The sequence below is a fragment of the Brachybacterium sp. J144 genome, assembly GCF_036321705.1.
GTDB lineage: Bacteria > Actinomycetota > Actinomycetes > Actinomycetales > Dermabacteraceae > Brachybacterium.
This window is the reverse complement of sequence record NZ_JAZDCG010000027.1, coordinates 1-13758: the sequence shown is the minus strand read 5'-3', so window position 1 is coordinate 13758 and position 13758 is coordinate 1. Positions and strand designations below refer to the sequence as shown.

General features: G+C 71.6%; 13 protein-coding genes. 8 read left to right on the top strand and 5 right to left on the bottom strand.

Annotated features, from left to right (window positions below; translation table 11 throughout):
- Nucleotides 1–17 precede the first annotated feature (17 nt).
- The 3 genes from V1260_RS10315 to V1260_RS10305 form a co-directional block, all read right to left on the bottom strand.
- Nucleotides 18–1178, bottom strand: coding sequence for a Gfo/Idh/MocA family protein (locus tag V1260_RS10315; RefSeq protein ID WP_329746731.1), 1161 nt, complete (start codon nt 1176–1178; stop codon nt 18–20).
- 73 nt (nt 1179–1251) lie between these two features.
- On the bottom strand, nt 1252–2361 hold the full coding sequence (locus V1260_RS10310; RefSeq protein ID WP_329746730.1) for a Gfo/Idh/MocA family protein: 1110 nt from the start codon (nt 2359–2361) through the stop codon (nt 1252–1254).
- Complete coding sequence (locus tag V1260_RS10305) at nt 2358–3107, bottom strand: sugar phosphate isomerase/epimerase family protein (RefSeq protein ID WP_329746729.1); 750 nt, start codon at nt 3105–3107, stop codon at nt 2358–2360. The genes V1260_RS10310 and V1260_RS10305 overlap by 4 nt, the downstream gene beginning before the upstream one ends.
- Nucleotides 3108–3220: 113 nt before the next feature.
- On the opposite strand from V1260_RS10305, the gene V1260_RS10300 reads away from it, so the two are divergent.
- Entirely contained in the window at nt 3221–4018 is a 798-nt protein-coding gene (locus V1260_RS10300; protein WP_329746728.1) for a transglutaminase-like domain-containing protein, read from the top strand.
- Between the two features lie 49 nt (nt 4019–4067).
- Here the strand turns inward: V1260_RS10300 and V1260_RS10295 are convergent, their stop codons facing one another.
- Both V1260_RS10295 and V1260_RS10290 read right to left on the bottom strand, forming a co-directional pair.
- A complete protein-coding gene (locus V1260_RS10295; RefSeq protein ID WP_329746727.1) occupies nt 4068–5060 on the bottom strand; it encodes a PAC2 family protein in 993 nt (330 codons plus the stop codon).
- A 103-nt stretch (nt 5061–5163) separates the two neighbouring features.
- Nucleotides 5164–5967 carry a TSUP family transporter gene (locus tag V1260_RS10290; protein ID WP_329746726.1) on the bottom strand — a complete coding sequence of 268 codons (804 nt, stop codon included), beginning with the start codon at nt 5965–5967 and terminating at the stop codon, nt 5164–5166.
- A gap of 130 nt (nt 5968–6097) precedes the next feature.
- Between V1260_RS10290 and V1260_RS10285 the strand changes: the two genes are divergently transcribed.
- The 7 genes from V1260_RS10285 to V1260_RS10255 all read left to right on the top strand — a co-directional run bounded on the left by V1260_RS10285 (nt 6098) and on the right by V1260_RS10255 (nt 13746).
- A complete protein-coding gene (locus V1260_RS10285; RefSeq protein WP_329746725.1) occupies nt 6098–7105 on the top strand; it encodes a LacI family DNA-binding transcriptional regulator in 1008 nt (335 codons plus the stop codon).
- Between the two features lie 215 nt (nt 7106–7320).
- A complete protein-coding gene (locus V1260_RS10280) occupies nt 7321–9171 on the top strand; it encodes an ABC transporter substrate-binding protein (RefSeq protein ID WP_329746724.1) in 1851 nt (616 codons plus the stop codon).
- 61 nt (nt 9172–9232) lie between these two features.
- Nucleotides 9233–10189, top strand: coding sequence for an ABC transporter permease (locus V1260_RS10275; protein WP_329746723.1), 957 nt, complete (start codon nt 9233–9235; stop codon nt 10187–10189).
- Between the two features lies 1 nt (nt 10190).
- Nucleotides 10191–11192 carry an ABC transporter permease gene (locus tag V1260_RS10270; RefSeq protein WP_329746722.1) on the top strand — a complete coding sequence of 334 codons (1002 nt, stop codon included), beginning with the start codon at nt 10191–10193 and terminating at the stop codon, nt 11190–11192.
- Nucleotides 11189–12124 (top strand): ABC transporter ATP-binding protein, encoded by a 936-nt coding sequence (locus tag V1260_RS10265; protein WP_329746721.1) that lies wholly within the window; start codon nt 11189–11191, stop codon nt 12122–12124. The genes V1260_RS10270 and V1260_RS10265 overlap by 4 nt, the downstream gene beginning before the upstream one ends.
- Entirely contained in the window at nt 12121–12969 is an 849-nt protein-coding gene (locus V1260_RS10260; RefSeq protein WP_329746720.1) for an ABC transporter ATP-binding protein, read from the top strand. Before V1260_RS10265 ends, V1260_RS10260 begins: the two co-directional genes overlap by 4 nt.
- 111 nt (nt 12970–13080) lie before the next feature.
- Nucleotides 13081–13746: an HAD-IA family hydrolase gene (locus tag V1260_RS10255; RefSeq protein WP_329746719.1), complete on the top strand. Its 666-nt coding sequence runs from the start codon at nt 13081–13083 to the stop codon at nt 13744–13746.
- Nucleotides 13747–13758 lie beyond the last annotated feature (12 nt).

Below are 13758 nucleotides of genomic sequence, written 5' to 3'. Positions count from 1 at the left end.
GGGAGCTCGAAGGGAGTTCAGAGGGTGATCGTCGCTCCGTCGGCCGCGTCGGAGGCGATGATCGCGTCGAGCACCCGCTGCAGGGCGAGGCCGTCGGCGAAGTCGGGTGAGAAGGGCTCGCCGCCGGTGATCGCGACGAGGAGGTCCCGGGCCTGGTTGGTGAAGGAGTTCTCCCAGCCCAGGATGTGCCCCGAGGGCCACCAGGCGCCGAGATACGGGTGGGACCCCTCGGTGACGAGCACGCGGGTGAAGCCCTGCTCCTCCGCGGGGAGGGTGCGGTCCAGGAACCACAGCTCGTTGAGGTTCTCGAGGTCGAAGCGCAGCGCCCCCTCGGTGCCGTACACCTCGACGGTCAGCTGGTTCTTCGCGCCGGTCGCCATGCGGCTCGCCTCGATCGAGGCGATCGCGCCGCCGGAGAGCTCGAGGGTCGCCCAGGCGGCGTCGTCGACGGTGACGGGCTCGGGGCCGTCGGGACCGGGCCGCTCGGGGACGAGCGTCGCGAGGCGGCCCCGCACCGCGGTGACGCGCTGACCGGTGAGGTACTGGACCTGATCGATGGCGTGCGAGCCGATGTCGCCGAGAGCGCCGGAGCCGGCGGTCTCCCTCCGCAGGCGCCAGCTCATCGGGGAGGCGGGGTCCACTAGCCAGTCCTGCAGATAGGCGGCGCGGACCTGGAGGATGGTGCCGAGCCGTCCCCGTTCCACGTACTCCCGCGCGAGGCGCAGTGCGGCGACGCGCCGGTAGGTGTGACCGAGCGCGGCGACCTGGCCGCGCGCCTGCGCCGCCTCGGCCGCGGCGACCATCGCCTCCGCCTCGGCGGTGTCGTTGGCGAGGGGCTTCTCGCTGAGCACGTGCTTGCCGGCCTCGAGGGCGGCGATCGCGATCTCTGCGTGGAGGAAGCCGGGGGTGCAGACGTCCACGATGTCGACGTCCTCGCGGCCGATGACCTCGCGCCAGTCGGTCGCGTGCTCCTCCCAGCCGAGCCGGTCGGCAGCCTCGGCGACGGCCTGCTCGTCCCGTCCCACGATCACGCGGCGGGCGATCGGCGGGACCTCGAAGGCGGCCTCGACGGTGCGCCAGGCCTGGGAGTGGGCACGGCCCATGAAGGCGTAGCCGATCAGAGCGACGCCGAGCGGGCGGTCCGCTCCGGGGGCAGCGGGGGCGTGTGGGGTGGTCATGGCGTCCTCCTGCGGGGCGGCGAGCGGCGTGCAGGGGCGGGCCCGAGGCGCAGCGCCCCGGGCCCGCACCGGATCAGAGGGTCTTCGCGGCGGGATCGAAGTCCTGCTCGAGCGGGGCGGGTGCCTCGACGCTCGAGGCGATCTCCACCGCGCCGCTGGTCTGCGTCGCCTCGTCGAGCGCGATCATCACGTCCAGGACGTGGGCGGCGAGCTCGCCGGTGAGGCGGTGGGGGCGGCCGGCGCGGATCGCGCGGGCCATCTCCAGGGTGCCGAGGCCACGGCCGGCGATCGGACCGACGGGCGGCTGCGCGGTCCAGTCCTCGGCTCCGCGCAGGGCGTGCAGGGTGTCGCCGTCGAAGACGTTCGGGTCCGGCAGCGCGAGGGTGCCGGTCGAGCCGGTCAGCTCCAGGGTGTGCGGGCGGCCGACCGCGTCGTCGAAGGACAGCTCGACCGCGGCGGAGGTGCCGGAGGCGAAGCGCAGCAGGCCCTGCACGCGGGTGGGGACCTCGACCTCGAAGGTCTCGCCGGCGCGGGGACCGGAGCCGATGGTGCGGCGGTCCACCGAGCGGGAGCCGACCGCGCTCACCGAGGCGACGGGGCCGTAGGCCAGCACGAGGCTGGTGAGGTAGTACGGGCCGATGTCGTAGAGCGGGCCGGCGCCGATCTGGAACAGGAAGTCGGGCGCCGGGTGCCAGGACTCGGGACCGGGGGAGCGGAAGAGGGCCAGGGCCGAGCGGGGCTCGCCGATCGCGCCGTCGCGGAGGGCGCGCAGGGCGCTCTGGACGCCCGCGCCGAGCACGGTGTCCGGAGCGCCCCCGATGCGGAGGCCCTTCTCGCGCGCGATCTCGAGCAGCGCGGAGGCGTCCTCGCGGGTGGTGGTCAGGGGCTTCTCGCTCCACACGTGCTTGCCCGCCTCGAGGATCGCGCGGGAGACGTCGAAGTGCGCGGCCGGGATCGTCAGGTTGACGACGATCTCGATCTGCGGGTCCTCGAGCACGGTCTCGACCCCGCCGTGGACGGGCACGCCGAACTCCTCGGCGCGGGCCTTCGCGGCCTCCGGGCGCAGATCGCCGATGGCGCGCACCTCGATGTCGGGGAAGGAGGTGAGCTGGGTGAGGTACTGCGCGGCGATCACGCCCGCGCCGATGAGGCCGACGCCGACGGGTCCGGTGGTGCTGGTCATGCGGTGTACTCCTGGAGGTGGGTGGTGAGCAGGTCGAAGGACCGCCCGATGGCGGTGAACAGGTCGCCGGAGTGGTTGTCGAACTCGATCACGCCGAGCTCGAGCTGGTCGCCGGCCGCCAGCACGGCGGGGACGTCCATCTCGCCCTCGCCGAGCGGCACCTGATCGTGGACGTCCCCGGTGAGGGGGCCGTCCTTGAGATGCGCGAGCAGGATGCGGCTGCCGAGCGAGGTCAGCAGGTGCGCGGGATCCGAGCCGCCGACGGCGGCCCAGAAGGTGTCCAGCTCGAGTACCACGCGGGGGTCGAGGTGCTCGGCGAGGGTCTCCAGGCCGCAGCGGCCGTCCTCGTGCGGGCGGGCCTCGGCGTCATGGTTGTGGTAGCCGATCCGCACCCCGTGCTCGGACGCGAGCGGGGCGAGGGTGTTCAGCCGGTCCGCGATCGCGCGGATGTCCTCCTCGCGGTCCCACTGCTCGCGGTCCGTGTACGGGTCGATGACGGTGCGCACCCCGAGGGCCGCGGCCGTCGCGAGGACGCGCGAGGGATCCTCGGCACCGAGCAGCGAGGCATGGGCCGACGGGGCGGTGAGTCCGTGCGCCGGCAACAGGGTCCGCAGCGTCTCGGCATGCTCGAGCAGGCCGAAGGGCTCGACCTGGCGGAACCCCATCTCGGCGAGACGGCGGAGGGCCGCATCGGGATCCTCGGCGAACAGGTCCCGGACGCTGTAGAGCTGGACGGAGATCTGCACGGGTGCACCTCGGAGCGACGACGACGACGGAACGCCCACACTATGTCGCTGATCACCGTCGGAGCAAAGGGGGTCCGGGTCGCGCGATGCGGCGGATGCGCGACACTGGGCTCGTGGAGAGACATGTTCGCGCGTGGATGCGCGCCGAGGTCGCCGAGGGCACCGATATCGCGCTGCTCGTCGCCGTCTCGGCGGCGCCCGTCGCCCAGGAGTCCCTGACGGTCGTCGCAGGCGGGGCGGAGCATCCTGTCGGCGAGACCGCCGACCGCTACGGGAACCGGCTGCACCTGCTGAACGGCCTGCCGGCGGGGACGGTGGAGATCGTCTACGCCGCCCGCGGGATCGCTCCCGCCGACGAGGACCCGGTGGAGGACGGCGACGCCGTGCTGCATCTGCGGCCCTCCCGCTACTGCGAGGTCGACGAGTTCACCCGGATCGCGGAGGAGATCGTCGGCGACCGGTCGGGGCTCGAGGCCCTGCAGGCCGTCGTGGACTGGGTGCACGGCCATCTCGACTACGTGCCGGGCTCGAGCAGCATCACCGACTCGGCCCGCAGCACCTATGTGGCCCGGCAGGGGGTGTGCCGCGACTTCGCGCACCTCACCTCGACCCTGCTGCGCGCGAGCGGCATCCCCGCCCGCTGCTCCTCGGTCTACGCGCCGGGCCTCAGCCCCATGGACTTCCATCTGGTGGTCGAGGCGCTCGTCGAGGACCGCTGGCTGCTCGCCGACGCCACCCACCTCGCGCCCCGGGAGTCGATGGTGCGGATCGCGACGGGTCAGGACGCGGCGGACACCGCGTTCATGACCACCCTCGCGGGCGATGTGCGGCTGACCGGAATCCAGGTCACGGCGGTCGTCGACCCCGAGCTGCCGCAGGAGGATCGGTGCCGGGCCGTCCCGTTGCGCTGAGCGATCCGTCCCGACACGGCCCGAGGGCCGCGGGCGTGCAGGGCCCGGCTCAGGCGACGGGCTCGGAGCCCGGATCGTCCTCGGAGCGGGGATCGTCGGTGCGCTCCGGCGTCCCGTCGGCGGAAGGATCCGCGGCATCGTCGGTCGTCGCCTCTTCGGGCTCGTCCTCCGCCACCGCGGCGAGGAACTCCTCGATCTCCGCGGCGAGGTCCTCGCCGCGCGGCACCTCGACGCCGACGCCCGAGGTCAGCATCCGGTCGAAGCGCTGCTCGAGCCCGGAGACCATCTCCTGCAGCTGAGCGGACTCGGCGACCTGACCGGCGACCGCCTCGCGGACGGGGACGGCCTGCGCCTCGAGGGAGGCGACGGGCAGCACCGGGCCGTGCTCCTGGCCCACCGCGCGCAGCAGCGTGATCGCGGCGTCGGGGTAGGCGGTCTCGTGGAGGTACTGCGGGACGTGCGCGACGAGGCCCACGACGTCGTGGCCGGCGTCGGCCAGGCGCACGGTCAGCAGCGCCGTGAACGGGGAGCGCAGCCGGAAAGTGCCCGGCATGGTGCGACGGATCTGGATCGCGTCGGGATCTCCCGCGAATCGCGTCACCGGCAGCTCGCGGGTGTGGGGGACGGGGGCCGGGAAGCCCTGGACCACGAGGGTTCGCTCGATGCCGAGCTGGTCGACCACGATCCGCAGCGCGCTCGCCACCCGCTCCCACTGGAAGGACGGCTCCGGCCCGGTGAGCAGGAAGAACGTCTCGTCCTCGGGGGAGGTGATCTCGTGCAGCAGGATCTCGGGCCGCTCGTAGTCGGTGAAGTGGTCCAGCTCGAGCGTGATCTCGGGGCGGCGGCCCGCGTAGTCGTACACCTGGTCCATGTCGAGGCGTCCGACGACGCGGCTGGGCAGCGTGTTGAGCAGGTGGTCGTCCACGAGCGCCTGGGCGTGGCCGGCGTCGCTGAAGGCGCCGAGGGTCACCAGCAGGGTGCGGCCGCGCAGCGAGCGCGAGTCGACGTGGCGCTCATAGGTGAACAGCGTGGTCGGGTCCATGGTGGCCTCCTGGCGATCGGGCCGGCTCGGCGGCGGGTGACCCTCTGGTCAACGTGCTCGGACCGGGAGGTATTCCGGTCCGAGCGCGGCCAGGGCGCGGTGCTCAGGTGAGGAGCACCACGGTGTCCGCGGCGAGGCGGAGCGCGAGGGCTCCGGTGACCACCAGGAACACGATCCGCACGAACCGGGATCCGAGGCGGAGGGCGAGCCGGGCGCCGAGGTATCCGCCGGCGATGTTCGCCGCGGCCATCAGCCCGCCCAGCAGCCACCACACCTCGCCCTGCAGACCGAAGACGAGCAGCGCCCCGAGGTTGGTGGTGAGGTTGGCGAGCTTCGCGTGGACGCTCGCCTCGAGGAACCCGTAGCCGAGCACGGCGACCATCAGGATGATGAAGAAGCTGCCGGTGCCGGGCCCGAGCACACCGTCGTACAGGCCGACGCCGCCGCCGATCGCCGCAGTGCGCAGCTGATGGCCGCGGCCGCTCCGCCGCGGCTCGTGCACCAGGCCCAGCTGGGGTGTGAGCAGGGTGTACGTGCCGACGGCGAGGAGGGCCACCAGCACCACGGGGGAGAGCCACGGGCGGGGGATGAGGGAGGCGAGTCCCGCTCCGGCTGCACTCCCCAGCAGCGCGCAGAGCACCAGCGGGATCACCGTCTCGGCGACGGGGAGCATCCGCCGCACGTAGGTCAGCGAGGAGACGGCGGTGCCGGCGGCGGAGGCGATCTTGTTGGTGCCCAGCACGGTCGACGCCGAGGTCTCCGCGGGAAGCCCCGTGAGCAGGGCCGGCAGCTGGATCAGGCCGCCGCCGCCCACGACGGCGTCCACCCACCCCGCGAGGAAGGCCGCCGCGAGGAGCAGCACGAGGGTGAGCGCGCCGAGAGCGGCGAGCTGGTCGAGGAGGGGCACCCGAGCACTGTAGGCGAGGGGCGGACTGCCAGTGCCTCCCTCGGCGCCCGGCAACAGGGCAGGATCGGGCCGTCACGGTGCGGTCATCCCTTACCGTGAGCCCCAGACACCGCGGAGAGGAGGGATCGGCATGTCCACTCCCACCCTGCTGGACGTGGCCCGACGCGCCGGAGTCTCCAAGGGCACGGCCTCCAAGGCGCTCAACGACGTGCCCGGCGTCTCCGCGGCCACCCGCGCCCGGGTCGTCGCAGCGGCGGAGGAGCTGGGCTGGACCCCGTCCTATGCCGCGCGCGCCCTGTCCCGCTCGAGCACCGGCGTGGTCGGCCTCGCCCTCGCCCGCACCCCCGAGGTGGTCGGCGCGGACAGCTTCTTCATGGCCATGGTCGCGGGGATCGAGGCGGAGCTCGCGGCGACCGACCACGGCCTGCTGATGCAGCTCGTCCCCGACGCCGGCGCCGAGGCCGAGCTGCTCGGGCGCTGGGCGGCCGAGCGGCGGGTCGACGGCGTCGTGCTGCTCGACCCGCGCCGCGACGACCCGCGCCTGGCCGTCCTCGAGGCGACCGGGATGCCCGGGGTGACGATGAGCTGCGAGGTCCTCTCGCCGCAGCTGTCCACCTTGCTGGCCGACGAGGAGGGGCGGATGCAGGTGATGCTCGACCACCTCCTCGCCGCGGCCGTGCCGCACCGCCATCTCGTCTATCTCGGCGGACCCGCGGAGTTCCTCCACGTCGAGCACCGAGCGCGGCGCTTCCGGGCCGCGTGCGCGGAGCAGGGGATCGGCGGCACCGTGCTGCACTCCGACTACCTCCAGGCTGATGTGGCGCGCTGGGCACACCGGCTGCTGGCGCTGCGGGCGAGCACGGGGGCCCGCGCGGTCCTGGTGGACAACGAGCTGCTCGCCGCCCAGCTGCTGGTCGAACTGGCCCGCACCGAGGTGCGGGTGCCGGAGGACCTCGCGATCCTCGCCTTCGAGAACTCGATCCTGTGCACGGTCACGAGCCCCCCGCTCACCGCCCTGCACCGCAACATCCCGTGGGCCGGACGGGAGCTCGCGCAGATGCTGCTGCGCCGGATCGATGGCCCGGCCGAGGTGGTCCCGTCGGAGATCGGGATGCTGCGCCGGCGGGGGAGCGGCTGAACGGTCGCGACCGTCCGCGGGGAGCCGCCCAGAGGGCGTGCGCAAGCGGGAACGTTCACGCTCTCGACGCCGACGAAAACCGGTTTCGATCGTTACGTGTTCGTGACCTGCACCACGCCCTGTAAATGGTGACGAGGGACTAATTTCTGCTGTCAACGGATCAGAGCTGATCCGCGGCTCCAACGGTGGAGCCCTTCTTGAGAGGCAGTGGTCCCATGTCCCACCGCGGTACTCCCGGCGAGTCCCCTCGCATCACGCTCCCCTCCCTTCCCTCGACCCGGCGCGGCTTCCTCGCCGCCACCGGAGCCGTCGGCGGCGTCGCGGCTCTCGCGGCCTGCGGCGGTGCCACCGGCGGAGGTGGGAACTCCGGCGGCTCGGACGCCGGGGGAGACCTGCCCGGCGTCGGCAACAACGGTGCGGCCGGCAGCGGCCGCAAGGGCGACGGTGCGGATCAGCTGTTCATCGCTGGCTTCCAGTGGAGCCCGCCCACCAACTTCAACACCTTCGCCGGTTCGCCCGCCTGGCCCGCCTCCTCGAACGTCGCGCAGTACATCTACGAGACGCTGCTCCGCTTCAACATCGTCACCGGCGAGCTCAAGCCCGGCCTCGCCGCCTCGCACGAGATCGACGGCACCAGCACCATCACCCTGACCCTCCAGGAGGGCATCACCTGGCACGACGGCAGCGAGTTCACCGCCGACGACGTGCTCTACACCTTCGAGCTCGGCAAGATCGACCCGGGCCTCGGCGTCGCCTCCTTCTGGGTCGAGGTCGACGAGATGACCGCCGACGGCAACACCATCTCCGTCGCGATCAACCAGGACCGCAAGAACGTCGGCACCGTCCTGAACTCCCTCGCCACCCAGTTCATCGTCCCCAAGGCCGTCTTCGAGAAGGCCGCCGCCGAGACCGGCAACAAGATCGCCTCCTGGGAGACCACCGAGGCGATCGGCACCGGGCCTTTCACCCTCGAGCTCGCCGACCAGACCCAGATCATCCTCGCCCGCAACGACTCCTACTGGGGCCAGGAGTTCTACGGCGGCCTGCCCGCGATGACCAAGATCATCCACCCGATCTTCAAGTCCAACGAGGACGGCAACCTCAAGTTCCAGAACGGCGAGCTGGACGTCATGCAGCAGTTCGTCCCGCAGATCTGGAAGATGTGGGAGAGCGGCAAGCCGGTCGGCACCTACCTCCGCGAGGCGCCCTACTACACGCCCGGCTCGATGCCGATGCTGCTCATGAACACCGCCCGCCCCGGCCTCGACGACCCCGCCGTGCGCAAGGCGCTCGCGCACGCCGTCGACTACGCCTCGATCTCCGAGACCGCCATGTCCGGGTACTCCTCCCAGGTGCTCGCCTCGCTGATCATCCCCGACGGCGCCGAGGACCAGTGGCTCGACCGCGACAAGGCCTCCGCCGACGGCTGGACCTACGACGCGGCCAAGGCCGAGCAGCTCCTGCAGGAGGCCGGCTACGCCAAGGGCGGCGACGGCTTCTACGCCAAGGACGGCGTGAAGCTCGGCCCCTGGAAGTTGATCACCCCCCAGGGCTGGACCGACTGGAACGCGGCGCTCGAGATCGTCGCCAAGAACCTCCAGGCCATCGGGGTGGACGCGGCGACCAACTTCCCGCAGCAGGCACAGACCCAGTCCGCCATCCAGAACGGTGACTTCGACATGGCCTGCTGGTACGTCGCCGGCACCGGCCCGTCGACCCCGTGGCTGCGCTTCAGCGACGTCATGAGCAACGTGGAGATGGCCCCCGCGGGCCAGACGGCCTACCGCAACTACGGCCGCTGGGAGAACGCCGAGGTCAACGATCTGCTGCAGGCCGCCGCGGCCGCCGCGGACGACGCCACCAAGCTCGAGGCCCTCACTGCCCTCGACGACCTGTACCGCGCGGAGGTCCCGGCCTTCCCGCTCATGTACCGTCCCGACGAGTTCTTCGAGTTCAACGCGACGAACTGGGCGAACTGGCCCGCCGAGGACAACGATTACGCGCCGCCGATGTTCCGCGGCGCGGGCAACGAGTGGATTTTCAAGCTGCAGAAGATCGGCGGCTGACTCACCCGTGGTCCTCGGCCGTTACATCCTGCAGAAGACAGGGTGGTACCTGGTCGCGCTGGTGGCAGCAGTGAGTCTCAACTTCCTGCTGCCCCGGCTCGTCCCGGGCAACCCCGTCGACGTCATCGTCTCCAACCTCGCCCGCGGAGGATCCGTCACCGGCGAGCAGCAGAAGGCGATCTACGAGAGCTTCGTCGCCGAGTTCGGGCTCGACGCTCCTCTCTGGCAGCAGTTCCTCACGTACCTCGGGAAGGTGTTCACCGGGGACCTGGGGACCTCCTTCGCCAACTACCCCGCCTCGGTGAACGACCTCGTCGGCCAGGCGCTGCCCTGGTCCGTGGCGGTCCAGCTGCCGGCGATCCTGATCGGCTGGATCGTGGGCAACCTGGTGGGCGCGGTCGCCGCCTTCCGCGGCGGCAACTGGGACCGCAGCGTGTTCACCTCGTCGCTGTTCCTGTCCTCGATGCCCTACTACTGCCTCTCGATCCTGCTGCTCTACGGGCTCGCGGTCGTGGCTGGGGTGTTCCCGGTGGGCGGCGCCTACTCGCTCGGGCTCACCCCCGAGCTGAGCGTCGAGTTCCTCTGGGACGCGATCAGCTACTACTGGCTGCCGTTCCTGTCGCTGGTGATCGTGTTCATCGGCGGCCAGGCGGTGGGCATGCGCTCGATGGCCATCTACGAGCTGGGCGGCGACTACGTCAACTACGCGCGGGCGATGGGCATCAAGGACAACACCATCACCACGTACATCTTCCGCAACGCGATGCTCCCGCAGATCACCGGTCTGGCGCTGTCCATCGGCACCCTCGTCGGCGGCGCGCTGATCACCGAGCTGGTGTTCAACTACCCCGGCGTCGGCACCCTGCTGTTCAACGCGATCGCGCAGAACGACTACCCGGTGATCCAGGCGATCACGCTGATCATCACCGTGGCGGTGCTCGCGGCGAACTTCGCCGTCGAGATCGTGTACGGCATCGTCGACCCGCGCATCCGCGCGGCCAAGAGCGGGGAGAAGTGAGATGTCGACTCCGAACGCCCCGGTGACCGACGAGGTCACCGCCCCCCGCTCCAACCCCTTCCGCACGATGAACTTCTCCACCCGTTTCTGGATCTCCCTGGTGCTCGTCGCCGGTGTGGTGCTGCTCGGGCTGGCGGGCCTGGTCTACCCGACCGGGTCCGGGGAGAAGGTCGGCTCGCTCTACGACGCGCCCGGCAACGGGCTGATCCTGGGCACCGACAACTTCGGGCACGACGTGCTCGCCGTGCTCATGGCGGGGACCCGTACGTCTCTCATCATCGGCCTGGTCGCCGGGCTCATCGCGACCCTCATCGGCGTCACCGTGGGTCTCGTCGCCGGGTTCGTCGGCGGGTGGATCGAGGAGCTGCTCATGGGCGTCACCAACGTGGTGCTCGCGATCCCGTCGATCATCGTGCTGATCCTGATCTCGATCTCGCTGCCGCAGAGCAGCATCTGGTCGCTCGCGGTGGTCATCGGCATCACGTCCTGGCCGTGGACGGCCCGCGCGGTGCGGGCCCAGGCGTCCTCCGTGGCGACGCGCGAGCACATCGACGTCGCCCGGCTCTCCGGGGCGCGGCTGCCCAGCATCCTGCTGGTCGACGTGCTCCCGTACATCCTGTCCTACGCCGTGATGGCCTTCGTGCTGCAGGTCTCCGGCGCGATCCTCGCCGAGTCGGCCCTGTCCATGCTGGGCCTCGGCCCCTCGGGCACCGACTCGCTGGGCACCCAGCTCCACTGGGCGCTCGCCTTCCAGGCGGTCGCTTCCGGTGCCTGGTGGGCGTTCCTGCCGCCGACGATCGTGCTCACCCTCGTCTCCTTCGGCTTCCTGCTCCTGCAGGCCAGCCTCGACGAGGTCTTCAACCCGCGCCTGCGACGCGGCAAGAAGAAGCAGATGAAGGCCGCCGCGGCGCGCCGGGCGAAGGAGGCGGCGGCCCTCGCCGCCGCGACCCCGTCGGCCGCCTCCGGCTCCGCCGTCCCCACCGGCCCGGGAGGTGCCGCATGATCCCGCAGGACCCGACCGAGCATCCGCGCTCGGCGCCCCTGCTCGCCCGCGCCACCGACGTGCGCTCCGTCTACGGCGGCGGCGAGAAGGACTTCACCGCCGTGGACGGCGTGAGCCTCGAGCTGGGGGAGGGGGAGATCCTGGGCCTGGCCGGGGAGTCCGGCTGCGGCAAGACGACGCTCGGCAACACGCTCGCCATGATCGCCACCCCGCCCCTGTACGTCCTCTCCGGCACCCTCGAGATCGACGACGAGGTCATCGACCTCTCGACCCTCTCGCCGGCGGACGTCAAGCGTCATCGGCCCTATCGCGGCAAGACCGTCTCGATGCTCCCGCAGGGAGCGATGAACGCGATCAGCCCCACGGTGCGGATCCGCAGCCTGGTCCACGACGTGATGCGGGCGCACGACCCCCGGGCCACGAAGGACGAGTCCCTCGACCTCGCCCGGGACCGGCTGAGAATGCTCGAGCTGCCCGTGCGGGTGCTGGACTCGTACGCGCACCAGCTCTCCGGCGGCATGAAGCAGCGCGTCATCACGGTCATCTCGACCCTGCTGAACCCGCGCCTGCTGATCGCCGACGAGCCCACCAGCGCCCTGGACGTGTCCAGCCAGCGCATGCTCGTCGAGATGCTGCTGGCGATGGTCGAGCAGCGGATCATGTCCGGTGTGGTCTTCGTGACCCACGACCTGCCCGTCCTCTCGCAGGTCTCGGACAAGCTCGCGATCATGTACGGCGGCTCGATCATGGAGACCGGGCCCACGCGGCAGCTGGTCGAGGACCCGCAGCACGACTACACCAAGAAGCTGCTCTCCTCCGTGCTCGACCCGACGAAGGACACCCGGGACCGCGGCAGGGACCGGGGGAGCGGCAAGGTCGTGCGGCCCGCCGCCGCAGCACCGACCGCCACCACGGCAGGGGAGACCTCATGAGCGAGAGCACGACCGCACCCGACGAGGGCGGGATGATCACCCGCAGCGTCTCCACCGAGCCGCCGCTGCTGTCCTGCCGTAACGTCACCAAGCAGTTCTCGGTGGCGGGCGGGCACATCACCGCGGTCGACGACGTCAGCCTCGACTTCCCCGAGGCGAGCGTTCTCGCCGTGGTGGGGGAGTCCGGCTCGGGCAAGTCCACCCTGGCGAGGATGCTGCTCCGGCTCATGCCGGTCACCTCCGGCACGATCACCTTCCGCGACCAGGACGTCACGAATCTGCGCGGGGCCGAGCTGCGCCGCTACTGGTCCGAGGTGCAGGCCGTCTTCCAGGACCCGTTCTCGTCCTTCAACCAGTTCTTCACCGTCGGCTCGCTGCTGCGCCGCAGCCTCAAGCTGGCCCAGGTGGGGAAGGACGAGGTCGACGCCCTGATCGAGGAGTGCCTCGGCTACGTGGGGCTCACCCCGAAGGAGGCGCTGCACAAGTATCCGCATCAGCTCTCCGGCGGTCAGCGGCAGCGCGTCATGGTGGCGCGCGCGCTGATGATGCGGCCCAAGGTGCTGCTGGCCGATGAGGCGACCAGCATGCTGGATGCGACGCTGCGCGTGAACGTGCTCAACGTGCTGCACGACCTGCGGGCCGAGCTGGGCCTCACGGTCCTCTTCATCACCCACGACATCGGGCAGGCCACCTACCTGGCCGACCGGGTCGCGGTGATGGAGCACGGCAAGGTGGTGGAGAGGGGCAGCACCGAGGAGGTCATCTTCTCGCCCCAGGCCGAGTACACCAAGCGCCTGCTCGCGGACGTCCCCGACCTCCGCGGGAGCCTCAAGCCGCGCGCCTGAGCACCGGGTCGACGGCCGACGGGGACCGCCTGCAGGCGGCATCCCCGTCGGCCGTCGATCGCTGTGCGGGACCTCCCGCGCTCGACGGCGCGGGCCTGGCACCATCGGGGCATGGCAGCGACGAGCATCATCTGGGACCTCGGCGGAACCCTCGTGGACACCTATCCGGACGTGGACCGGGCCCTCGTGCAGGCCCTCGAGGAGCCGCTCACCCCCGCCCGCCTGCACGAGGTGGCGCTGCTGACGCGCAAGTCGAGCGCCCATGCGATCTCGGTTCTCGCCGAGCGCTACGGCGTGCCGGAGGAGACGCTGCAGGCGGCGTACGACGCGACCAAGGAGACCTGGCGGGTGCAGCCCGCCCCGGTGATGGACGGGGCGCGCGAGGTGCTCGCCGCGGTGCACGCCGGGGGAGGGCTGAACCTCGTGGCCACGCATCGCGACCGCCACAGCGCGCTCACCCTGCTGGAGGGTCTCGACCTCGACGTCGACGACCTCGTATGCGCCCCCGACGGCTTCCCGCGCAAGCCCGATCCGGCCATGCACCTCGCCCTGCTGGAGCGGCACGATCTCGAACCGGCCGCAGTCCTCGCCGTGGGGGACCGGCCGGTGGACGTCGCCGCCGCGCAGGCCGCCGGGATCCGCGGGGTGCTGCTCGGCACCCCGGGCGTGCCGCTGCACGCCGCGGGCGCGCGGCGGATCGACGGGCTGCGCGAGCTGCTGGAGGAGCTCCCGGCGGGGGAGCGGGACGGCACCGGGCAACGCCATGGACAGGGGTGACAATGCAAACCT

What these genes read in the sequence shown, in the direction of transcription:
- V1260_RS10315 (WP_329746731.1), bottom strand. Translation starts at nt 1,178, where the DNA reads ATGACCACCCCACACGCCCCCGCTGCCCCCGGAGCGGACCGCCCGCTC.
- V1260_RS10310 (WP_329746730.1), bottom strand. Translation starts at nt 2,361, where the DNA reads ATGACCAGCACCACCGGACCCGTCGGCGTCGGCCTCATCGGCGCGGGC.
- V1260_RS10295 (WP_329746727.1), bottom strand. Translation starts at nt 5,060, where the DNA reads ATGGACCCGACCACGCTGTTCACCTATGAGCGCCACGTCGACTCGCGC.
- V1260_RS10285 (WP_329746725.1), top strand. Translation starts at nt 6,098, where the DNA reads ATGTCCACTCCCACCCTGCTGGACGTGGCCCGACGCGCCGGAGTCTCC.
- V1260_RS10280 (WP_329746724.1), top strand. Translation starts at nt 7,321, where the DNA reads ATGTCCCACCGCGGTACTCCCGGCGAGTCCCCTCGCATCACGCTCCCC.
- V1260_RS10270 (WP_329746722.1), top strand. Translation starts at nt 10,191, where the DNA reads ATGTCGACTCCGAACGCCCCGGTGACCGACGAGGTCACCGCCCCCCGC.
- V1260_RS10265 (WP_329746721.1), top strand. Translation starts at nt 11,189, where the DNA reads ATGATCCCGCAGGACCCGACCGAGCATCCGCGCTCGGCGCCCCTGCTC.
- V1260_RS10260 (WP_329746720.1), top strand. Translation starts at nt 12,121, where the DNA reads ATGAGCGAGAGCACGACCGCACCCGACGAGGGCGGGATGATCACCCGC.
- V1260_RS10255 (WP_329746719.1), top strand. Translation starts at nt 13,081, where the DNA reads ATGGCAGCGACGAGCATCATCTGGGACCTCGGCGGAACCCTCGTGGAC.